Annotated in this window: 17 protein-coding genes and 2 pseudogenes; 14 read left to right on the top strand and 5 right to left on the bottom strand. The window is 45.9% G+C overall.

Annotation, left to right across the window (positions count from 1 at the left end):
- Positions 1 to 630: a single-stranded DNA-binding protein gene (locus tag ACRRSX_RS03010; protein ID WP_432454698.1), complete on the top strand. Its 630-nt coding sequence runs from the start codon at positions 1 to 3 to the stop codon at positions 628 to 630.
- Between the two features lie 198 nt (positions 631 to 828).
- Here ACRRSX_RS03010 and ACRRSX_RS03015 read toward each other — a convergent pair.
- Positions 829 to 962: pseudogene (locus ACRRSX_RS03015) on the bottom strand (transposase); the annotation flags it as partial.
- A gap of 500 nt (positions 963 to 1,462) precedes the next feature.
- Between ACRRSX_RS03015 and ACRRSX_RS03020 the strand changes: the two are divergent.
- The 3 genes from ACRRSX_RS03020 (at position 1,463) to ACRRSX_RS03030 (ending at position 3,621) form a co-directional block, all read left to right on the top strand.
- Positions 1,463 to 2,704 carry a TRAFs-binding domain-containing protein gene (locus tag ACRRSX_RS03020; protein ID WP_432454697.1) on the top strand — a complete coding sequence of 414 codons (1,242 nt, stop codon included), beginning with the start codon at positions 1,463 to 1,465 and terminating at the stop codon, positions 2,702 to 2,704.
- A 2-nt stretch (positions 2,705 to 2,706) separates the two neighbouring features.
- Positions 2,707 to 3,111: a TIR domain-containing protein gene (locus ACRRSX_RS03025; protein ID WP_432454696.1), complete on the top strand. Its 405-nt coding sequence runs from the start codon at positions 2,707 to 2,709 to the stop codon at positions 3,109 to 3,111.
- Positions 3,112 to 3,231: 120 nt separating this feature from the next.
- Positions 3,232 to 3,621, top strand: coding sequence for a TIR domain-containing protein (locus tag ACRRSX_RS03030; protein ID WP_432454695.1), 390 nt, complete (start codon positions 3,232 to 3,234; stop codon positions 3,619 to 3,621).
- 359 nt (positions 3,622 to 3,980) lie between these two features.
- Here ACRRSX_RS03030 and ACRRSX_RS03035 read toward each other — a convergent pair whose 3' ends face one another.
- Both ACRRSX_RS03035 and ACRRSX_RS03040 read right to left on the bottom strand, forming a co-directional pair.
- Positions 3,981 to 5,021 carry an IS91 family transposase gene (locus tag ACRRSX_RS03035; RefSeq protein WP_432451860.1) on the bottom strand — a complete coding sequence of 347 codons (1,041 nt, stop codon included), beginning with the start codon at positions 5,019 to 5,021 and terminating at the stop codon, positions 3,981 to 3,983.
- 2 nt (positions 5,022 to 5,023) lie between these two features.
- On the bottom strand, positions 5,024 to 5,905 hold the full coding sequence (locus ACRRSX_RS03040) for a site-specific integrase (RefSeq protein WP_432454067.1): 882 nt from the start codon (positions 5,903 to 5,905) through the stop codon (positions 5,024 to 5,026).
- Between the two features lie 209 nt (positions 5,906 to 6,114).
- On the opposite strand from ACRRSX_RS03040, the gene ACRRSX_RS03045 reads away from it, so the two are divergent.
- Entirely contained in the window at positions 6,115 to 7,125 is a 1,011-nt protein-coding gene (locus ACRRSX_RS03045) for a hypothetical protein (RefSeq protein WP_432454694.1), read from the top strand.
- A gap of 78 nt (positions 7,126 to 7,203) precedes the next feature.
- On the opposite strand, the pseudogene ltrA reads toward ACRRSX_RS03045, so the two are convergent.
- Positions 7,204 to 8,533, bottom strand: a pseudogene (gene ltrA / locus ACRRSX_RS03050) (group II intron reverse transcriptase/maturase).
- A 648-nt stretch (positions 8,534 to 9,181) separates the two neighbouring features.
- Here ltrA and ACRRSX_RS03055 point away from each other — a divergent pair.
- The 8 genes from ACRRSX_RS03055 (at position 9,182) to ACRRSX_RS03090 (ending at position 18,814) form a co-directional block, all read left to right on the top strand.
- Complete coding sequence (locus ACRRSX_RS03055) at positions 9,182 to 9,502, top strand: hypothetical protein (RefSeq protein ID WP_432454693.1); 321 nt, start codon at positions 9,182 to 9,184, stop codon at positions 9,500 to 9,502.
- Positions 9,503 to 10,288: 786 nt separating this feature from the next.
- Positions 10,289 to 11,086 (top strand): enhanced serine sensitivity protein SseB, encoded by a 798-nt coding sequence (gene sseB, locus ACRRSX_RS03060; RefSeq protein ID WP_432454692.1) that lies wholly within the window; start codon positions 10,289 to 10,291, stop codon positions 11,084 to 11,086.
- 79 nt (positions 11,087 to 11,165) lie between these two features.
- On the top strand, positions 11,166 to 11,654 hold the full coding sequence (locus ACRRSX_RS03065) for a GNAT family N-acetyltransferase (RefSeq protein WP_432454691.1): 489 nt from the start codon (positions 11,166 to 11,168) through the stop codon (positions 11,652 to 11,654).
- Between the two features lie 917 nt (positions 11,655 to 12,571).
- Complete coding sequence (locus ACRRSX_RS03070) at positions 12,572 to 13,285, top strand: substrate-binding periplasmic protein (protein WP_432454690.1); 714 nt, start codon at positions 12,572 to 12,574, stop codon at positions 13,283 to 13,285.
- Between the two features lie 808 nt (positions 13,286 to 14,093).
- Entirely contained in the window at positions 14,094 to 15,686 is a 1,593-nt protein-coding gene (locus ACRRSX_RS03075; RefSeq protein WP_432454689.1) for an ABC transporter substrate-binding protein, read from the top strand.
- A gap of 11 nt (positions 15,687 to 15,697) precedes the next feature.
- On the top strand, positions 15,698 to 16,651 hold the full coding sequence (locus tag ACRRSX_RS03080; RefSeq protein WP_432454688.1) for an ABC transporter permease: 954 nt from the start codon (positions 15,698 to 15,700) through the stop codon (positions 16,649 to 16,651).
- Positions 16,648 to 17,457 carry an ABC transporter permease gene (locus ACRRSX_RS03085; RefSeq protein WP_432454687.1) on the top strand — a complete coding sequence of 270 codons (810 nt, stop codon included), beginning with the start codon at positions 16,648 to 16,650 and terminating at the stop codon, positions 17,455 to 17,457. The genes ACRRSX_RS03080 and ACRRSX_RS03085 overlap by 4 nt, the downstream gene beginning before the upstream one ends.
- Positions 17,432 to 18,814 (top strand): ABC transporter ATP-binding protein, encoded by a 1,383-nt coding sequence (locus ACRRSX_RS03090; RefSeq protein WP_432454686.1) that lies wholly within the window; start codon positions 17,432 to 17,434, stop codon positions 18,812 to 18,814. Before ACRRSX_RS03085 ends, ACRRSX_RS03090 begins: the two co-directional genes overlap by 26 nt.
- Before the next feature lie 420 nt (positions 18,815 to 19,234).
- Here the strand turns inward: ACRRSX_RS03090 and ACRRSX_RS03095 are convergent, their stop codons facing one another.
- Entirely contained in the window at positions 19,235 to 19,852 is a 618-nt protein-coding gene (locus ACRRSX_RS03095) for a TetR/AcrR family transcriptional regulator (RefSeq protein WP_432454685.1), read from the bottom strand.
- A gap of 228 nt (positions 19,853 to 20,080) precedes the next feature.
- Between ACRRSX_RS03095 and ACRRSX_RS03100 the strand changes: the two genes are divergently transcribed.
- Positions 20,081 to 21,925, top strand: a complete 1,845-nt coding sequence (locus tag ACRRSX_RS03100; RefSeq protein ID WP_432454684.1) for an ABC transporter ATP-binding protein — start codon at positions 20,081 to 20,083, stop codon at positions 21,923 to 21,925.
- The last annotated feature ends 42 nt before the right edge of the window (positions 21,926 to 21,967 follow it).

Consider the following 21,967-nt stretch of genomic DNA (forward strand, 5'->3'; position numbering starts at 1 on the left):
ATGGCCACTCGGGGCATTAATAAAGTAATTTTGGTTGGTAACTTGGGACAGGATCCCGAAGTTCGTTTTATGCCAAACGGAGGGGCCGTCGCCAACATTACCATTGCTACTTCAGAGAGTTGGAGAGACAAGCAAACCGGTGAACAGAAAGAGCGTACCGAATGGCACCGAGTGGTGCTATTTGGCAAGTTAGCCGAAGTAGCTGGCGAGTATCTTCGTAAAGGTTCACAAGTCTATATCGAAGGTCAATTACAAACCCGTAAGTGGCAAGATCAGAATGGTCAAGACCGCTATTCGACCGAAGTGGTTGTACAGGGCTTTAATGGCGTGATGCAAATGCTCGGTGGTCGTCAAGGTGGGCAGGGGCAATCCATGGGCGGCGCACCGCAACAAGCACCGCAGCAAAATAACTGGGGTGGACAGCAGCAACAACAAGCTGCGCCTGCTCCGGCCCCTCAGCAAGGTGGTTTCCAACAAGCAGCACCACAACAGCAACAGGCACCACAGCAACAGGCTCCTCAGCCGCAACAAGGTGGTTTTCAGCCACAGGCTAAGCCTGCACCGCAAGCCGCGCCTGCGCCACAGTTTAACGAGCCACCTATGGATTTCGATGACGATATTCCGTTCTAGACAAAGACAAATTTAGAAATGTTTAAAAATAACAGTAAAGGCCGCTAATAGCGGCCTTTTTTGTTTGTTAAGAAAAATAAATGTGTATTTTTGTATTTAGGTTTAAGGTTTGTTGCACATGGGTATTTTTATGTACGTCAGAAGCTTGCGAAAACCCTCACCGAATAAAAACATCTTTAAGTTTGCTAGCGTCAAAGTTAATCGTGCTAACTGAATGCGCCGCAATACGTGTTTGGCGTTACCCCGTAAAAACCATAATCTCTCACCCGCTGTAAGCCCTTGGGCAATACATGCTGCAAGATAAGCTTTAAGAATGTGAAGGTCGGCAAGGTCATGTATGTCGTGCTGGGTAAGCATGCATCTAATGAAGAATGATGACTAACTAATAGTTTTTGTCGAGTTATCGCAACACTAACGTGCTTTTGCCCCAAAGTGAGTTACCCCCTCCTTGGAACACCACTGTCACACGAGGCTCTTGCCATAGCAAAACTAATGGTTTTGAATCTCGACTTTACTAGTTGTTAACGAGAAAATTTTGAATTAGTTGAGCTTCCAAGGTTTGCGCACTTTTTAACTGTGTATTTGCACAGTGTTTCTGGTTTTGTTTGCGTCATTTGTCAAAGCAATCAATGAAAGAAATGGATCGACGATTGATTGATGCCGAGTAAAAAACTATGGTAGACAATGGGTTAATATCAAATCACTAATTGATGAGCGAATGTGATGAAGGTCATGTTTTTTGTGATAGGCCGCGCGCTCATTGAACGGGATAGGCCGCACGTGCGACCTACTTAGCGTTATGAGTTAATCACAGAGTTCACAAGGAGTTATCGTGGCAAAATTAAAGAAGATATGTTTTGTAATAATGGGATTTGGGAAAAAAACAGATTACTCTACAGGCAAAACATTAGATTTAGATAAAACATATAAGAATATAATTCAACCAGCAGTTGAGTCCTCTGGATATCAATGTGTCAGAGCTGACGAAATACAAGATGCAGGTTTAATTGATAAAAGCATGTATGCTCTTCTTATGCAGGCAGAGCTAGTAGTTGCTGATATTTCAACTTTTAATCCAAATGCTATATATGAGTTAGGTATCCGCCACGCTGTTAGACCATATTCAACTATCGTGATAAAGGAAGAAGAAGGAAAAATTCCTTTTGATTTGGATCACACTCGAATATTTCATTATAAACACTTAGGTGAAGATATTGGTGCAGATGAAGCTCGACGTTGTCAAACAGCATTGGCTGAAAAAATTGACAAAGTAACTAAAAACTCATTTATTGACAGTCCGTTATATGATTTCATTAAAGACATCAATCCTCCTAAGATCCCACAAGCTGAATATAAAAAAATTATTGGTGATTTAGCGGAAAGAGAAACACACATTTTTGCCATCGTTGAAAAGGCAAAAGATCATATGTTGGACGATGAATTTGTTGAAGCTACAAAATTGTGGGAAAAAGCAGCAGAAGCAGTACCATCTGAAGATTATTTCCTTCAACAACAAGCCTTATCTATTTATAAGTCAAAAGTACCTTCTGAGGCAACCGCTTTGGCAGATGCTCTAAGAGTTATTGAAAAACTAGCCCCTGATGGGGAATCAAATGATCCTGAAACACTAGGCTTAACTGGTGCGATTTATAAAAGAATGTGGCTTGCTAATTCTGATATTGAGTGTTTAAAAAGAGCTATAAAATATTACGAAAAAGGATTCCAGATAAGAAATGACTATTATACAGGGGAAAATTACGCGCTTTGTCTAGATATGATGTCTGATGTTGAAGAAGATGAAGATGAAAAAATCTATTATATAATTGCAGCTAAAAAAGCTCGCAAGCAGATCATTAAAATTCTAGAAAATGTAGAAGATTCTGTTCATGATGGTAACTGCAGTTCGGAAGTCAAATGGGCAGTAGCCACACTATCTAATTGCTATTTCGGCCTAGGTGATGATGATAAAGGTGAAATGTTTGAAAAATTATTCTTGTCACTAGCTGAAGCGCAATGGGAAAAGGATACTTTTCAAGAAAATAAAGCAAAATTAATCGAGTTAACAAGGAGTTAATAATGGCAAAAACATACCATATTTTTATTAGTCATTCATGGCAAAATTCTGATGTATTAGAAAGTTTACGTGATTTATTAAATGAGCGAGGTTACTTTAATGTAGAGTTTGAAGAAGTTAGTAAAGATGAACCAATAAACTCCACTAACGCCTCTTACATCAAACAACGATTAGCAAACAAAATTGGAAATTCAAATATCGTTCTTGGACTTGCAGGTATGTATGCAAGTCACAGCGATTGGATGGAGTGGGAGTTGGACAAAGCTATAGATCTTGATATTCCAATTATTGGAGTCATACCTCGAGGGCAAGAAAGAATTTCAACAACGGTATCTAGTCGTTCTATAGTTGACGTGCGTTGGAATACTGAAAGTATTGTTGCTGCAATTCGAGATTATGCGAAATAAATATAAGTTACTCAAACGGACGCTAAAATATTGGCTAGAGCTAGCTCCTCGAAAGTTTTATCGAATTATTTAGCGCCCTTAGTAAATAGTGATGTTTGTAATTATATAAAGGAGTATGAAATGGCTAATCGAATTTTCGTTTCTTACAATTTTAATGATCGAGAAATAAGTCGTAGCATTAATAGTTTTACACAGTCACATGGAGGCCCTGTCAGAGGTAGTTTTGTTTTTGTTGAAAATGACGTCTCAGCATATGGGGATCATGCTATAGATAAAGAAATAAAAGACGTAATGACGGGCTGTGACTCTGCATTATTTATTGTTGGTGATAACAACCATAATAGTCCTTGGATTAATAGAGAAGCTGTTCTTGCAATGTCGAAAGGTCTTAAAACCGTGGTATCTCGCTTTCCTAATACTAATGGTGGAATGCCCCTCCAATTAAGAAAAACACCTCATACAGAAGTAAAGTGGAGCCCTTTCAATATAGCTAAAGAATTAAATAAGTAGGTGCTGGTTGGGAGTAATTACATATTTGTCCAACTTTGTTGTTAACTGTGAACCAGCTTTCTCACGAGAGCACACCGAATGGCCTGTATGAAAAAACTCATAACAAATAAGAATAGGTGTCGCGTAGCCGCCACCTTATTCGGGTGTTGAACAAGCCCGATGCTCCCTTCTATAGTAAATAACGGTATTGATGTTGGCGGGGCCAAGGCCTTGTTACTTTTTACAAGGCGAGTTTGGCTAAGACTGGGTGAATGGCGTTAAGCCTTTACCTGTCATACATGATGCTAAGCTGTTATTTTTTTTATGTATTCATCCTCATGTTAAGCCCTGCCATTCTCCTTATCCTGTTCGCCTTTCGGCTAGCTCGTTCGACTCACGCCTGTGCAGTGCATGGGGTGCTGGCAGCAAGGGCATGGCCGGGTCGCGCTGTGCTTGTCGGTTTGGAGCGCGGCGAGGTTCACGCGTTGCGGCACTCGCAGGAGTAACTGAATGCGCCGCAATATGTGTTTGGCGTTGCCCCGTAAAAAACCATAATCTCTCACCCGCTGTAATCCCTTGGGCAATACATGCGCCAAGATAAGCCTTAAGAACCTTAAGGTAGGCAAGGTGCGGATTTTGGTGGTGTGGCTTTGGCTATCTAGATACCTAAAACTCACTTGGTCGTTATTGGTACTGATGATGTCGTTATCGGATAAGATCCCGCGATACAAGTAGCGAGATAAGTACTGTAGCGCGGGCAGCCCAAAACCTACGTTGCGACAATCGACCACCCATTTGGTGGGGATATGCGGGGGCAACTTGATGTTTGGGTGTTGATTGAGCGCATCTAGCATTCTCCCTCGCCATACCTTGGCCAGCGCAAAGGCGTTAAACAAGTACTTCTTGTTGCAGTGATGCCACTGCTGCTTCGCACGGTGATAGCGCCCACCGGCCACCAATACATGTAAGTGGGGATGCAGGTTACGCTGGCGGCTATGGGTATGCAGTACGGCGGTAAACCCTAATTCCCCCTGGTTCTGGCGTTTGGCAAAGTCCTTTAACAGGCTTGATACCACCTTGAACATGATTTGGTATAAGGCTTTAGGCTGCACGCGGGCTAAAGCCCTTAGCTCATGAGGCAGGGTGAAGGTCACCATAAAGTAAGTCGTGGGTAGCAGCTTGTGTTGTTGGCGAGTTAACCAGCCAGTGGTGCAATGGTGTTGGCACTGCGGGCAATGCCTATGGCCGCAAGACAGCGTCAATTGGTCTTGATGCGGGCAATGTTCACACTGCCAAAGGCTGTGACCTTGTTGCTCAGTTTTACAACGCAGCATGGCATACATTGCCCGTTTAGCATCCGCCCTTAAAAGCGGTGCAAGCTCGGCCTCATGTTGGTGAAGTAAATCAATAAAGGTGCTCATGGTTACGGCCACATGAGTGTGAGAGAGTCAGTGAGTTTATTCACTGCCTTTACGGCATCTAATTGCTTCACTTGGGTCAACTGGGTATAACGTGCAGTGGTATTTAAACTGGCGTGTCCCAGCAAGTGTTGCAAGGAGCGTAAATCCAAGCCTTGTTCAAGCAGATGGGTGGCATAACAATGGCGCAGCGAATGCGGGCTAATAGGTTTATGAATACCGCAATCGCGCAATACCCGCTTCAAGGCTTTTTGTACGCCGCCTTTATCCATAGGCACATCCACCTGTTTACCTTGGCGTGGAAACAGCAGACGAGCATGGCGATGGCTTTGCCAATGGTGACGTAAAACCTGAAGGGTGCGACGCGGCATGGGCACGAAGCGGTCTTTGCCGCCTTTAGCATCCCGCACATGGATTTGCATGGCCTGACTATCAATATCATGAATACTTAAGTGTAAGCCCTCGCTCAATCGCAGCCCCATGGAATACAACACCAAGAAGAAGACTTGATAGCGCGGTTGCGACGTCATGCTTATCACTAAGCCGACTTGCGCAGGGCTTAAGATATCGGGTAAGCGCTTCACTTGAGGAGGCTTCACAATGTTTAGCCACTGCCATTGTTTCTCGAGGGTGTAGCGATAAAAAAATTGCAAGCCATTGCGGTCTAGCTTCACGGTGCTCCAAGAATGGCTGCGAATCAGTTGAGCAAAATAGGCCTTTAAATCAGCGGTGCTTAAGGTATCGGGGGAGCGGTCAAAGTGGGCAGAAATCCGACGTACCGCACGCGAGTACGCATCAATGGTGGCTGGTCGTTTCCCTTGTAAGGTTAAATTGGTAAGGTGTTGTTTATATAAAACATGATAACGATGTTGTTGGGTAGGGTTCATGCTGCATACTCCGGTTCATCACGACCGATTGGCCGTGTCACATTGAGTATGAGATATCAGGTGCTATGCACTCTGCCGCAGAGCGGCTTCGTTCAACAAGTTAATCAACTGGACGTATTACGGTTGTCATCATTTTTGCAAAAGAAAAAGACGCAAAAATAACACCAACCTACACGCCAGTTATTAAGGCGTTATGAGGCAAAGTTAACATGGAGATTCGTTTGAATTTGGAAGAGACCGTAGTCTCAGCAGTAAAAGACTTTGCAATATCTATTAACTCTAGTAGTAAAGTTGTTGCTGATATGTCACGTCTTATAAATGCAACTTCTAGTTTGCCCTTATCCAACTTTGATTATTGGGAAAGATTAATTCGTAGTGAGTTTTCTTCAGCAATGGAAACTTCAACGCAACCAAAGTGGAAAATTTGGTTAAACTCTGCACCATTTTTGACGTGGGTTGACTTGTGTAATTGGGATGGTTACAAACGAGAAAAGGCATTACGTACTTTATCAAGTGGCGCTCCAAATAGCTTTTTCTTTACCTTAACTCTCCGTAGGTTAAATGACTGGGTTCCAGAAGTCAGAAAAGCAGCCAGAGAAAAACTACCTCACATAGCAAAACTCACAGATCCTATCCATGTCGCTGAGTCTTTATGTCTGGTCTTATCAAACTGGAATTCTTGGGGGCGAATAGAAGCATCTGATAAAGTGGCTTTGCTTGACATTATTTCCCAAGAAGAGGTTGCGAATGCAATTAAATCAAAAATCATATTTGATGTCTCTGGACCTTTAACTACTATACTCGCTCAAATTGGGCGAACCTCTGTACTTGACGAAAGCTTAAATGAAATCGCTAATGCTTCAGTCCAGCCTGCTGTTCGTGCTAAAGCGTATAGGTGTCAATTTGAAGGTAAAATGACCTGGTTTGAAGGAAGGAAGTGGGAGTGGACTGATATTAGGTATTGTGAAGGCCGTATGATGCCAATTATTTCAGAGAGAGAGTTATCCGTAAGTTTTGAATTTTTGAGTGTATTGAAAAATGCATCTGTTGATCGTTCTTCTATAGTGAGGAGAATTGCTGCTGAAATGCTCATAAAAGAATTAGATAACCTAGGTGATTACTCATTGAAACTTGCAAATATCTTTTCCTCGGATTCATCAAGTACAGTTTCTGAACGGGGAATATTTGCATTAAAAAAACTAAAAGAAAAACAAGTGTAAAGCCTCATAATCGGGTAGCCGGAGGTATCTAGCCTCCAGCCCCCACAACACCCTGCATGCGGCTCCGCACAGGGCGTTTCACTTAGAATAGTGAAGCTTTATCCATCCATCTCGTAGCGCAAATAGACCTTGGGATTTCAAGTAAGCATTCGATAATGCTTGTTGGATCCCCGGTGTTTTCGAGCTCCTCCATGGGCCTTTACTGGTGATACCACACGCCACTGCGGCTTGAACATGTACCCCTCGGCGCATGAGATTCCTCACTTTGGTTCTCGGTTTTCGCCATTGTCGCCAATAGGCCATTCGTACTCTGCGTCTTACCCAATGATCAAGATCGACACACAGTTGATAGCAATTCGCGATCCCAAAGTAGTTTATCCAGCCTCGGAGATATTGGCTCACTTTAGCGAGCTGGTAAGTCATCGAGACGCCCCAGTTTCGGTTGGTGAGGCGCTTTAGCTGTTGTTTAAACCGGTGTAGCGTTTTGGCATGGATTTGCAGCCGTCCCGCTGAAAGTAAACCCTAAGAACTTACTCTTCGCCGTTTTAACCACCTGACTTTTGGCTGTATTAACCACAAGTTTTAAGCGCCGTTGCAAGAAGCTACTAATGCTCGTAAGCACTCGTTCACCCGCACGCTGACTTCTCAGCAAAATGGTAAAATCATCGGCGTAACGAGCAAACTTATGCCCTCGCTTTTCCAGCTCTTTGTCCAATGGATCGAGCATGATATTGGCCAGCAAGGGCGATAATGGTCCGCCTTGTGGTACACCTTCTCGAGTTTGCTGATAGCACTGGTTATGGATAAAACCCGCTCTTAAGTAGTGTCCAATCAGCTTAAGTAAGCGCTTATCTTGCATTCGGTGACCCAGTTTACTCATCAATAAGTCATGATTAACTCGGTCAAAGAATTTAGATAAATCCACATCTACCGCAAAACGTCGGCCTTGCTTGATGATGCTTTGCACTTGTTTCACCGCTTGTTGCCCATTCTTGTTTGGTCTAAATCCAAAGCTGTTCGCTGAGAAGCTAGGGTCAAAGATAGGCGTTAGCACTTGGGCAATGGCTTGCTGGATGACACGGTCGAGCACGGTTGGGATCCCCAGTAGGCGCTTCCCGCCATCGGGTTTATCTATCTCCACACGGCGTACCGGTTTAGGTTGATACTGGCCGTAGCGCAGTTCCGCCGCCACCTGTTTCCAGTGTGCTTTTGCCCAAGCAGGGAAGGCGTCAATGGACATGTTATCTACGCCAGCCGCCCCTTTATTGGCTCGAACACGCTGCCACGCACGCAGAATATTTTCACGTTGTAGCATGTGTTCAAATAGATGTTGGCTAAAGGCTGGCTGCGGGTTAATACGCTGAATCGCATCTACGCCGGTCGGCGAATGGGTGTTCAAGTTTAACAAGGCTCCTCCTTTATTCTAAGTGTTCAGGCCTTCACCGTGTCCCAACCATTACGATGGGCGTTGGGCTACTATGCCGTCTGCTGACTTCTACTTAATCACCAATTGAGTTGCCCCAACTAGCGCTATCGTTGTTCATCGAGTTTGCTCACTTAAGTTGATGAGGCTTAAGTGCCGGGCCTGTTGAACTAGCGGCCAAGCTAGTGAGTTAAACGATCGCTTGTTAAGCAGATCTCCCCACTCTTTGTTTATAAGAAGTAGAACATGCACTTTCTCTTTCTCTGCACTGCTGCATCATTTACGGTGGCCGTTAGATCACATGGCTTCGTTGTCTTGTGCCAACTCGCCTCCAGCCTACGCCTCATATGATGTTCTTGTTCATCAGCTCGCAGGTTTGCGTCCGGCTTCCTTCAGACATTCCCTCGCAGTTATGCCCTTGCCATTCGCTAGTAGTTAGCGTTTAATAATCAAAGTGTTATTAAACGGTGACCTTCCTACAGAGGACTTTCACCTCATTAGTTCATGCCCATGCTGGGCGTACACAAGTCACTCAAAAGGACAAAAAAACAGTTGGTTTTTGCTCCTGCGTCGCTTATTTTAACCAACTATTTTTTGCCTCTTAGTGAGGCGTTATGGTTCAAGGAGTATGAAGTGAAAGAAGTGTTCCCAATAATGTTCGGAGTCTTATTTTGCTCGGTATTTGTCTGGTTTTTCCTTTGCTACCGACTATTCAAAATATTAGAAACTAGGCATCCCGAAAAATATGAATCTATGGGTAAACCAAGCCTCATCATGAATAATTCACTTTCTAGCAATATTACGTTCATGAAGTTTATCTTTAAAAGAGAGTGGCGAGAGCTAAATGACTCAGGGCTGGCAACGTTGGGCAAATTTATGTTGGTTTTCTTTGCCATCTACATTGTTGGTTTTCTAACATTATTATTTTCGGTGCCACTAGGCTATGCACCATAATCGGGTAGCCGGAGGTATCTAACCTCCAGCCCCCACAACACCCTGCATGCGGCGCCGCACAGGGCGTTTCCTGAAAACGGTTAAAATACAACGGCCGATTAGCTCCTTTGCATTCCAATGATGGCTTCTGTTTTTTTGCGCCACCGTTCCTAAGTCCGGTCGGATACGGAGACAATGAGCTGCACAGGCTCCTCATTGATTTTCAGGTTCAAGCCTTCACCATGTCCCAACCATTACACAATAGAACGGCATTGGGACTTTTTATCTAAAAAAACGCCGTCTGCTGATATCGCCATGGAGTGAGTTAAACGATCGCTTGCTAAGCAGATCTCCCACTCTTTGTTTATAAGAAGTAGAACATGCACTTTCTCTTTTTTCTGCGCTGCTGCATCATTTACGGTGGCTGTTAGATCACATGGCTTCGTTGTCTTGTGCCAACTCGCCTCCAGCCTACGCCTCATATGATGTTCTTGTTCATCAGCTCGCCCTCTCTTTAGATAAAAAGGCGTCCGGCTTCCTTCAGACATTCCCTCGCGGCAATGCCCTTGCCATTCGCTAGTAGTTAGCGTTTAATAATCAAAATATTATTAAACGGTGACCTTCCTACAGAGGACTTTCACCTCATTAGTTCATGCCCATGCTGGGCGTACACAAGCAATTTAAGAGTGATTCAGCACGCTTGGCATTTTTGGTTTGGGTTGAATTCAGTGTTTACGTTAGTCAAATTGAGTTCTGCGGCAGCGTGCTTCACACCTTAATCGGGCGTTGATGCCTAAAGGAAGAATCGTGGAAATAACCGAAGAAAATAAACTAGAAGAGATTTTAAGGTTAGCTGCTGACGAGCCAGCCCATCGGCCACAATTCTGTGAAGTACTACTAAGCTCACAGATATTTGTGCTTGGTACAACTGGAATGTCGGGCTCGGACGGAGAAGTGAATCCCGAAGCGGTTGATAAAATTCAAATACAGCATTGGGAAAAGGCAGATGGCTCACCTGTAATTCCGTTCTTTTCCTCGCTAGAAGTGTTGCAAAAATCAATCAATAGCGAAGAATCATATTTGGCCCTACCAGTACGCTCTTTGTTTGAAATGACTCAAGGAGCTACGCTATTTCTTAACCCCAAATCAGATTACGGAAAAGAGTTTGTTCCTGAAGAAGTGGCACACTTGTTATCTATAGGCATAAGTCAGGCTCCTTCTCAGAGAATGGTAGAGAAAGAAACTAAGGTTCTGCTGGGGCAGCCTTCTAATTACCCGTCAAAAATGGTTGACTCACTTACCCAGCTATTGGCAAAACATAGCAATGTTAGAAAAGCTTATCTAGCACTCATGCATGACACATCTATTGACGAGAAACCACATCTAATAGTTGGTATAGAGGCAGATGGTGATATTGAAAAGATTATGAGAGAAGCAGGCAACGTAGCTGGCGATACCGCGCCCAAAGGCGAGCCTGTTGATCTCTACAGAGTCAATGAAAATGATTCTGGTCTTAGCCAATACTTTATAAATCAAACTAAGCCATTCTACGAAAAAAAATGGAGCTTAAAGCTCAAATCGTGGTTTGGTGTAAGCAAGGCATAAAAAGTTACTGCACTCGGACACATACTGCTACGCTTCGTTTTTGTGTCGGTGAGCAAAGCGTTAACTGGCAAGGACTAAAATGGAAGTTTCTCTAGTAAAAATTGGAGCAAAATCTCGTCATATTCTTGAGAGTCTGTTCCCATATTATATTTATGATATGTCTGAGCATATGGGCTGGTCTCCGAATGAGAATGGTCACTTTACGTTTAATAAAAGCAGCTTGGATGTATATTGGAAGCAGGAAGATCATGTTCCATACTTTATTTACGCTGATACTGAGTTAGCTGGTTTTGTTCTGGTTCGAAAGTACCCAACTAACAGGCAATTTTACGATGTTGAGCAGTTCTTTGTACTACGAAAGTTCAAGGGAAAAGGTGTCGGAAAACAAGCTCTGAAATTGGTGACAGCGCAGTTTTCAGGTCAATGGCAAATCCGAGTGCTAATTGGCAATGAAGCCGCTCTAAAGTTTTGGCAGTCTGCAATTTTTGGTTTAGTTGGGGGAAATTACACACTGTCTGAGCAAGTTGATATTGATTTACTTATGCACTTTCTCACGTTTGAAGTTTAGCCAGTTAATCGGGTAGCCGGAGGTATCTAGGCTCCCTCCCACAACACCCTGCATGCGGCTTCGCACAGGGCGCTTCCTGAAAATGTTTAAAATACAACGGCCGATTAGCGCCTTTGCATTCCAATGACGGCTGCTGATTGATTTTCAGGTTCAGGCCTTACCAATTGAATAAGTGAATGCTCTAGCAAGCTTTTGTCCAAAAGTGTGTTTGGGGGGCGGCAGATATACGAAATGCACTATGCCATACTATGGTTCCATTTTATGTCAAACTATGGTTCAAATTTTGGATTTGCATTAGATGTAACGCAGGTCCTTATGTCACTTTATAGTTCCAGCGACAGTTGTTACGGGGCTTTTTTATTGCTGAGGTTTTTAGTAATGGCTAAATTAATCGGTTGTCGTTATCGGGAGCTGGTGGCACTTTTTGGCAGTAGAGCATGTCTATTAAGCGTTGTTCCTAAAGATGATGAGTGTTAGGAAAATATTAAACGCTACTATATGCTTTCAATTTTTTACGAAAATAATTTGAGTTAGAGTGGCGTTGTTGAGCATTTTCAAAGGTGTAATGCAGTTATCTCGGGTTCTTACCTTTTTTATTCAGTGACCTGACCGACAGGCATGCCTAACTTGGTGTCATTTTTGTTCGGTTTCTGCAACGGCAAGGGCCGTTTATATTCTGTTTCTTTTATTTCTTATTTCCACAAGCCATTGGATCCTTTGCTCATAATGTGAGAGTGAGTCTCTTCTCTATCTTTCTGACCTTAATGGAACATCCGTTGCATTGGTTAAACGCTAAAAAGTAAACAAGGAATTTCTGCTTGGAATGAACTATTAACTATATAGGGAAGAGCTGGTGTCTATACCAATTCGTACCAGCGCGAACGATAAACAATGCAAATAAAAAAAGAGATATGCTCATGAAATATCACTTGTTGGTCATTGCTGTGGTGAGTGTTCTACTGACAAGCGCTGGAGTTGCACACGCGCAACAAGTCGTTATTTCGACCTTCTTGGGTGAAAATGCCACTAAAATCGTTGCCGAGAAAGTGATGATGGAGGCCTACAGGCGAATTGGTATCACAATGGTGTTACGACCACTCCCCGGCGATCGAGCCCTTCGGAGCGCGAATGATGGTAATGTGGATGGAGAGCTGTTCCGCAAGGCAGGGATAGAGCACTTATATCCCAATCTACTCAGGCTCCCAGTTCCCATCTCGGTGACTGATTTTGTGGCGATTACAAAAGACAAGCGATTCCTGGTCGACGGCTGGAAAAGCCTCCTCCCTTACCGAGTGGGTTATTTACGTGGGATCAAGTTGATTGAAGTAAACCTTGTTGAAGGGACAATATCGGAAGCAGTGAAGACATATAGGCAAGCCTTTGGGAAACTTGAGTCTGGAAGGAGTGATGTCGTGGTGACATCACGCGCTACAGGATTGATGACACTGAAAGAATTAGGGCTGACAGGGTTGGTTATTTTGGAGCCAACGTTAGTTTCAATTCAATCGTTTCATTACCTTCACGTCAAGAATAAACACTTGGTCGCTCCCCTCACAGCCGCGTTGCAACAGATGGAAAAAGAGGGAATCATTCGTAACATTCAAGAACAAGCCCAAGCCTTCCAACATTAGCTTATGCGAGGCGTTAACCCTCATAGGAGTCGCATAAAATTATTATTCATTGCACTTAACTTCACAGGAAACAAAAACATTCAAAGCATGGGCTGGCTGGTGCTCACGAGGGGCCAGCGCCTGCGGGGGCTCTGCGTAGGTCACCGAGCATGCAAAATTGATCCACTTGGTATTATCCAAAATATTTGGACTATATAGATTGGTATTCAGTAAATCAGGAACTTCAATGGACGAGTTTTCTAGACAGCTTACTATTTGGGATATGTGGAGCGAAAATAATCGAAGAGTGGTTGCTCCTCTTCTGTAGACACTTCTTTCAAATAGCCATTTAGTGTATCAAATGCTAGCTGTCTTACCTTTGCATACCATTAATTGTATCTGTTAGGTGTGATTTAGTTCAAAATGTTATAGTATAACATTTTTATATTCTTCCATTGTATTTATCGTGTTTAATTTCAGCAAGTTCCAACTCAATAAATTGCTATTACTCGTGATGCTCATACTCCCTATTGGGCTGAGTAGTCTTTCACTTGTCCATGCAATGGAGGTGGACCATGATGTTCATGAAAATCACCAGTGTGAAATTTATGATGCGATACAGAATGCCTTAAGCTGCACTATCGATTCAGAGCCTTGTTTAGATAGTGGCCAATGTTTCCTTCGGTTTAATACCTTGGAGGCAGTGGTTTGTTATAAAGAGCTTCCACGAACTCGTTCCCCACCACCATCGGCCTAACTTTTTCTCACTCGAGAACACTTAAAAAATATTCATTTATATAGCGTTAAATTAAACACGTTAGGACTTGTTATGACCGAAATATCTTATGTACGACACAAGAAACGTAAACTTGGCCTTTTGTCTGCCATGCTTATTGTCGCAGCAATCATTGCCATCACTACATTTACCAGCTCTGAAAAATCAGCAGAGTTAATGGTAGCCAATAAAACTAATACCTTGTCGATTAGTGGCCCTTGGGAGATCTCTAGCTTAGATCCTTCTAAACAAGGCTACATTTTAACGCGTCTGCAAGTGATTGAAACGCTGCTCAATGTGGACGCTCAAGGCACTCTTACAGCTGGTTTGGCAACACACTGGCAAAGAAGTGATGATGGTTTGAGCTGGCAGTTTGTTCTGCGTAAAGGCGTGAAATTTCACGACGGAAGCGAACTCGACGCGCAAGCCGTGGTGCGCTCTCTTCGTTATGCACAGCAGAAGCACGGCAGTTTGAATAAAGCTCAAGTGACGCATATTAGCGCAGTGAAAAGTAACGAAGTCAAAATTGACTTAGCCAAGCCTTATGCCGCCTTTGCTGCTTTGCTCACCAACTACTCCAATGCCATTTTATCTGAAAAATCTTACAAGCCTGATGGGACGATTGATGCGCTTTATGGCTCAGGTCCCTATCAAATGGAGAGCTTTTCACCACCTCATAAACTGATGGTGAAAAAATTTGCTGGGTATTGGGGGCAGAAGGCACAGATCAGTTTTGTAAGCTACTTAACGGGTCATCGTGCGGAGAGCAGAATTTTGCAAGCAAAATCGGGAGAAGCCGATATTGTGTTCACTTTAGACCCTTCGATGCTTAGTCAACTTGAAGGCAGTGGTGAAGTTAAGGTTCATCATAACCTGATCCCACGAACCATGTTTGTGAAGCTCAATGCAGGCCATCCATTCCTGCGGGATCCGAAGGCTCGCCAAGCGTTGAGCATGGCGCTGGATCGAGCTGCAATTGCTAAAAATGTACTGCATGCAGAAGGTTCAGAGACTGCGCAGCTGATGCCCAGCTCGATGTCACAGTGGTTTATTCAAGGTATTGATAACAATCCATACCATTTAGAGCAAGCACAGGCGATATTGGCAAAATTGGGCTGGCAACGGAATGAGTCAGGCTTATTAGAGCGTGCTGGTCAGCTATTTAAACTAACCATGATGACTTACGCAGATCGCCCAGAGTTAGCCTTGGTTGCCACCGTGATCCAGGCGCAATGGGCCAAATTGGGGGTCGCGCTTAAGGTCGATGTGACCAACTCCAGCATGATCCCCGCAGGCCATACGGATGGCTCCTTAGCAATGGCGCTTATCGCACGTAACTTCGGTTTTAGTGCCGATCCGCTACCGATTATCAGTAGTGACTTTGCCAATGGAGGGGGAGATTGGGGAACCATGAATTGGAGTAACCCAGGTGTAGACCGCGCGATTGCTAAGCTGCTTGAATCAAATGACGCTGAGCAATCATTTGAGCTGAGTCAGAAGGTTGCGCAAGAAATCTATCAAGATGCACCGGTGTTACCCATTTCAAGCTACAGCCAATATACATCGGTTAATACACGAGTGAAGCACTTTAAGTTTGACCCTTTTGAGCGCAATTATTTTATTAATCAGATGTACTTCGAGCAATAGGGAAGCAAGTCATGTTGTGGGATCTAGCTAAGAAGCGCTTATATCAATTGATCTTGGTTGCTTGGGGGGTCGGTACACTGACCTTTATTTTAATGCGCAGTTTACCGGGAGACATGGCCTATCGAATTGCGGCCAGCCGTTACGGGCAAGATAATGTTGATTCAGCGGCCGCAGAACTTGTTCGCCAAGAATTGAATCTGGATCAAGCTTGGTTTGGTCAGTACCTCAGTTGGTTATCAGACCTTATGCAGTTCAACTTAGGCAATTCACTGGTGAGTGGCTTGCCTGTGAGTGAAACGGTACTGCATCAATTGGGTCACTCATTACTGCTTGCTGGTTTTGGCATTGCATTATCAGTGGCGATTGCGCTGCCTTTAGGCACTTTAACCGCCAAGGAAGTATTCGCGAAAAAGCGCGGTGTATTGAATTTATTGGTGGTGTGGTTCTCTACTTTCACTCGTGCGATGCCAGTATTTGTATTGGGCCTGATCCTGCTTCTGTTGTTGGCGATTGAATGGCCCTTATTACCGGTTGCTGGTTTTGGTACTTGGCGACACCTTGTTCTGCCAAGTCTTACCTTGGCGATCAGCTTGGCCGCCGTATCAAATCGAGTGGTTCACCGCAGTGTTGGTCAGGTGCTTGGTTCGGCTTTTTATCAGTTCTCTCGGGTAAAGGGTTTAAGCGAAGGGCAAACCTTTTTCCGCCATGGGGTGAGAAATATGGCGCTGCCAATTGTTGCCTTTATCGGTATTCAGTTAGTGAGTGTGATCGAAGGGATTGTGATGATCGAATCTCTGTTCTCTTGGCCCGGAATTGGGCATGGACTTGCGCATGCAATCTTTGCTCGAGATATACCGCTTATCCAAGGTTGTGCGCTGACAATGGGTGTTCTGTTTGTTGTACTAAACAGCCTGATTGATGTGCTGTGTTATTGGATTGATCCCAGAGGCTTACAAGAAAAATGATGAAGCAATTTAATATCAATCAAAAGATTGGCTTAATGATATTACTGGGCTTGTTTATTTTCTCGATACTGGTGGGGGGCTTATCTCCCTATAGTATTGATGAACAAAACCTCTCCAGTCGTTTACTCTATCCTAATGCTGAGCATTGGTTGGGCACCGATCATTTTGGCAGAGACATGATGACGCGTTTAGCCAGTGCGATTGGTCTGTCATTCACGCTGGGGCTGCTGTGTGTCTTTAGCGCTTCAATTTTGGGGGTAACACTGGGGGTTTGCGCCGCTTGGGCGGGGGGACGTATTGAACAAGGCCTGGATATTTTAGTGAATATCTTGCTGGCTCTACCTGGCTTGGTACTTGTGTTATTGCTGTCCGCGATAGCTCCGGGTTCGTTTTTGGTGATGTACCTTGCCATCTCATTGGTTCAATGGCTTGAGTACTATCGCGTGACACGGGCCATTACTCGAACCTTAATAGATAGCCCGCAAAGACAAGTATCGGTCATGATGGGCTTTGGTAAGTGGTATCAGTTTAAGCGCCATATCTGGCCTGCAGTTGCACCTTCGGTCTCGACGATGGCGGCCTTTGGGGGAGCCAACGCGATCTTAATGATGGCATCACTTGGTTTTGTGGCTGTTGGGATTCAGCCCCCACTAGCAGAACTGGGGTTGATGAGTGTTGAGTTATTCCCATTCTATATTGAAGCGCCGTGGATATTGGCTCAACCGCTGCTGGTGGTCGCTCTATTGGTGCTAGGTTTTCATTTATTGGCAGGAGCGAGTCGTGAACCTCTTAATTCAGCTGACTGATCTTTCGATTAAAACAAAACAGCTAGAGCTGCTGCAGCCCTTGTCATTTAAGCTATATCAAGACAAACCGGTGACGATTCTGGGTCAAACTGGCTCAGGTAAAAGTTTATTAGCTCAAGCCATTGTTGGTTTACTCCCCAGTGAATTGTCACAGCAAGGTCAGGTTGAGGTCTTCGGTCAAACTCACGACCGCAAGTCGCTGATAAGCTTATGGGGGAGGGAGGTGATTATGCTGCCTCAAGAACCGTGGCGTGCCCTCGATCCTTTAATGCCAGCTTACCAGCAAGTGTCAGAGGTGTACCAGTGCTTACATGATTTAGATGAAGAGGCTGCATTTTATCGCGCGCTAAAAGATTTAGAGCGAGTTGGCCTAAAAAGCAGTGCCTTAAAACGGCCAGGACAACTCTCTGGTGGTATGGCACAGCGCTTAGCTGTGACCTCTGCAACGGCGGGAGGCGCAAAACTTGTTTTGGCCGATGAGCCGACCAAGGGGCTTGATGTTAGTCGTCGAGATGACATTATTCAAGTCCTGATGAACAGTGCCCAAGGTGGCGGTTTGCTTACCATCACTCATGATATTGAAGTTGCTCGTCAGATTGGCGGGGACATTATTGTGATGAAGGAAGGGGTGGTGGTTGAGCAGGGAAGTGCGCAACAAATCTTAAATCATCCACAGCATGCATACACCCAATTACTGATTGCGGCAGATCCTCGTCATTGGAAAGCGCGTGACTACCCGATGATTGAGAAGAAGCCAGTACTTGAAGCGAAGCGTTTAGCGATCGGTCGCAATGGCCTTGCGCTGTCAAATGGGATCAACTTTACCATTCACTCTGGAGAGGTGGTGGGCGTGGTGGGTGATAGTGGCTGTGGCAAGAGCACCTTAGGTGATACTTTGCTGGGCTTGCTAAAGCCGATTGAAGGTTCGGTCAAGCGCTTGAGTGAAGAGGCTAAACCTTATCAATGGTTGAAGCTGTTTCAAGATCCTCCCGCTGCATTGACTTGCAGTGTCACGCTTGGGGTGTTGTTGGAAGACTTGGTTAAACTTCATCAGATTGAGCGCCAGCGAGTTGCGATTTTAATGAGTAAATTAAACTTAGCGCCAGAGCTTTTAGAGCGCCGCAGCACGGAAGTTTCCGGGGGAGAGCTGCAGCGTTTTGCCATTTTGCGCGCAATGCTGCTCGAGCCGGTATTCTTGTTTGCGGATGAGCCGACGTCTCGTCTTGATCCGATCATTGCCAAGGAGGTGATTGAACTATTGGTTGATTTAGCGAAAGAGCAAGGTTGTGCGCTGTTATTCGTTAGTCATGACCCCTATCTGATTGAAAAGCGCTGCGATACGGTGCTGCGTTTGTAAACGACTGGAAGAGCTGTGCTCAGAGTCGAGGTGATTTAGGCGGGCGCTTCAATCATCTCGACTTCACATCGGCTCTGCTGAATTAGGACTTTTAGTTCACCAGCAGGGAGCATCGAAGAGTCATTCATGTGTGAGTGCTGACTTGCATCGGGCGATAGTTTTGAATTCAAGTCGGTAAGTTCTATCTGTCACTCATTGTCAATTGGGGCACTCTCGGTGCCCCAACTTAAGTACATGCCGCGCCAATTTTTGTCATCCTTTCAAGCTCATCGTGAAACCGCCAGTGACACGACAATACACTAACTAAGCATTGCCGATTTTAATGCTGCAAAACATGTGAATCTTGCTATTGCAGTCTTTAGGGGCGACCAGAGCCTGGCACGTCATGGCCTTTAGGACCAGCGCCGTGGTCGCGCATGTTTAAACTGCGGTCCCGTTCTCCAGCATCACCAGAGCACCGACGATGAGTGCATGCATCCCGCGAATCAGTTCTTGCTCCATTTCGCTTTCTTCTGCATCGCGGTCTGCATTCTCGATAGGTTCTCGATCGGCGACCGAATATACCGTGTCCGACACCGCGATGCAGTGAAATGCCACCGTGGCGAGCAGCCAGCGAGCCTGTTCCTTTGAAAGATCATAGCTGCCTGCGATGTGGTTTTGGTGCTCATCGATCTTTGTGATCATGGGTTGAGTAGCCGCCAACCGACGGAACACATAGGGTGCCAGCCCAGGATATGCCTTGATGAACTTTCGGATTGATGCGGCAAACGCGATCAGATAGTCCTTCAGTTCTTCGGGCTGTTTGTTGTCGGGTTGTGGGATTTGCCAGCGACTGAATATCTCCTCGGCGACCAGCGATTTGAGCGCTTCTAAACTCGGCAGGTGCTTGTACAGCGCCATATGACTCACCCCCAGGGCGGCCGCAACACCGACAAAAGTGATGTTTGGCAGGCCTATTTCAATGCCGACCTCGGCAATTCGTTGGCGTGTGATGGTTGGTGGGCGTCCCCGCGTGGCACGCTGTTGTGGTGATTTCATCTCTGCTCCTCGGTCGTAGCGGCAGCTACGATCTCATTCTAACCCATTTTTTAGCTATTTAGTTTAGTGGTTGCAACTAATTCGATAATTAGTTTATAGTAATGAAACTAATTATCATTCGTATGTAGTTGGTGTGCCGATCAAGATAAGGTTTTTTGTTACAAAACCGCTTGCTGGCTAGAACAAAACGCCTGTTGATGGCGCGTCTTTTTAGCTCGAATCACGGGCTTGTTTGGTTTTTATTTATTGTATTTATTGGAGTTTTATTTCTTGAGCACGAATAAGGTAGCTGTAGTCAAGACCAAAGAACCGAGTCCAATCAGCCAAGTATTGAGCCCCATTCGTGGACAATTGGCCGTGGCCGCGATACTCGCTGGCGTGGGCAGCATGCTGACGTTGGTGCCGCTGGCTGGTATCGCGAATATCGCTAAGATCGTCCTTGGCGATGAGCATCTCGCGGCAGCTGGACAAGCGCAGGACGACATTTGGTGGACGCTTAGCATCAGCGTGCTCTGCATGTTTGTCGGTATGGCGCTGCTGTTTGCTGCTGAGCTCAGCGCCCATCTGGCCGACAATCGCATTACCTATCACTTGCGTCTTGCCACCGTCGATCGTTTGACACGGGTGCCGCTGGGCTGGTTTACAGGCCGAGCGTCGGGCGAGGTTAAGCAGGCGATGCAAGACGACATCGCTACGCTACACAGCTTGAGCGCACACTTTTTCACTGCTGTTGGGCGTGCCGTAGGCGCCATTTTAATTTCGCTTATCTATCTGTTGGCACTGGATTGGCGGATGGCCATCGCCGCACTGTTGCCGTTTCCGGGCTTCTTCTTATTCTTGCATTTCGCCATGAAAACCGGTGGTGCCAACATGCAGCAGTTCGTCGCTCGACTGGCACGGATCAATGCCGCGACGGTCGAGTTTGTGAATGGTATTCCTGTGGTGAAAGCATTCGGCGCAGCTGGTAAGGCGCACGCCGGTTATCGAGAGGCCGTGGATGCCTTCGCCGATGCCTTCGTTCGTTTCACCCGTCCGCTGGTCGCAGCGATGGCTCATGCTCATGCGATGATCGCCCCAGTAACGGTGTTGGGCATTGTGTTGGCCTTTGGTGCGGTGTTTGTGAGCCTTGGCTGGCTTGAACCGGTAGAGGTGCTGCCGTTTGCCTTAGTGGCACCGGGGATCTGCGCGCCGCTGCTGCTATTACACACCTTGCTGCACGATCTTGGCAGCGCCACGGGGGCTGCGCAGCGGGTGCTGGCATTGCTAGAAACGCCGGTGCTGGAAACGCTGGAACCGGACCAGCAGCAGCTCCCGACCAGTCATCAAGTTTGCTTCGAGAAAGTCAGCTATTGCTATGGGGAGAACTCTCAGGCTTTGACGAATCTCAGTTTTACGCTGGAGCCGGGCACTGTCACGGCGATTGTTGGCCCCTCGGGCGCGGGTAAATCGACTCTGGCGCGCTTACTGCTCCGCTTTTTTGACCCGAGCGAGGGACGGATCACCCTTGGCGGTGTGGACTTACGGCACATCGAGACTTCGCAACTCTATCGCCGCATTGGCTTTGTGTTACAGGAGGTGAACCTGATCCATGCCAGCGTGCGCGATAACATTGCGCTGGGGCGGCCAGCGGCCAGTCAACAGGAAGTTGAACACGCGGCGCGGGCCGCCAACATCCATAAGCGTATTCTCGCTTTGCCGCGTGGCTACGACTCGGTCGTGGGTGAGGATGCTCAGCTTTCCGGGGGGGAGTGCCAACGGCTCAGCATTGCCCGCGCCGTGCTACTCGATCCACCGCTGTTGGTGCTCGACGAAGCAACGGCGGCGGCTGATGCCAGTAACGAAGTGGCGATCCAAAGTGCGCTGTCACGCTTCGCGCAGGGCCGTAGCTTACTGGTCATCGCACACCGGCTCGACACCGTGATGCACGCCGATCGGATTTTGGTACTCGAAGACGGCGCGATTACCGAACAAGGCACCCATCAGCAGCTACTCGCGCAGGATGGATGCTATGCGCGGTTATGGGCTAAAGGCGATTACCAAGGGTCAGCAGTATCGGAGGCGCAGCCATGTTAAAGACATTGATTGAGTTGTTGGGCGAGGATGCTCTGGTATTGC

It is taken from the genome of Agarivorans sp. QJM3NY_30, assembly GCF_050870855.2.
Taxonomy (GTDB): Bacteria; Pseudomonadota; Gammaproteobacteria; order Enterobacterales; family Celerinatantimonadaceae; genus Agarivorans.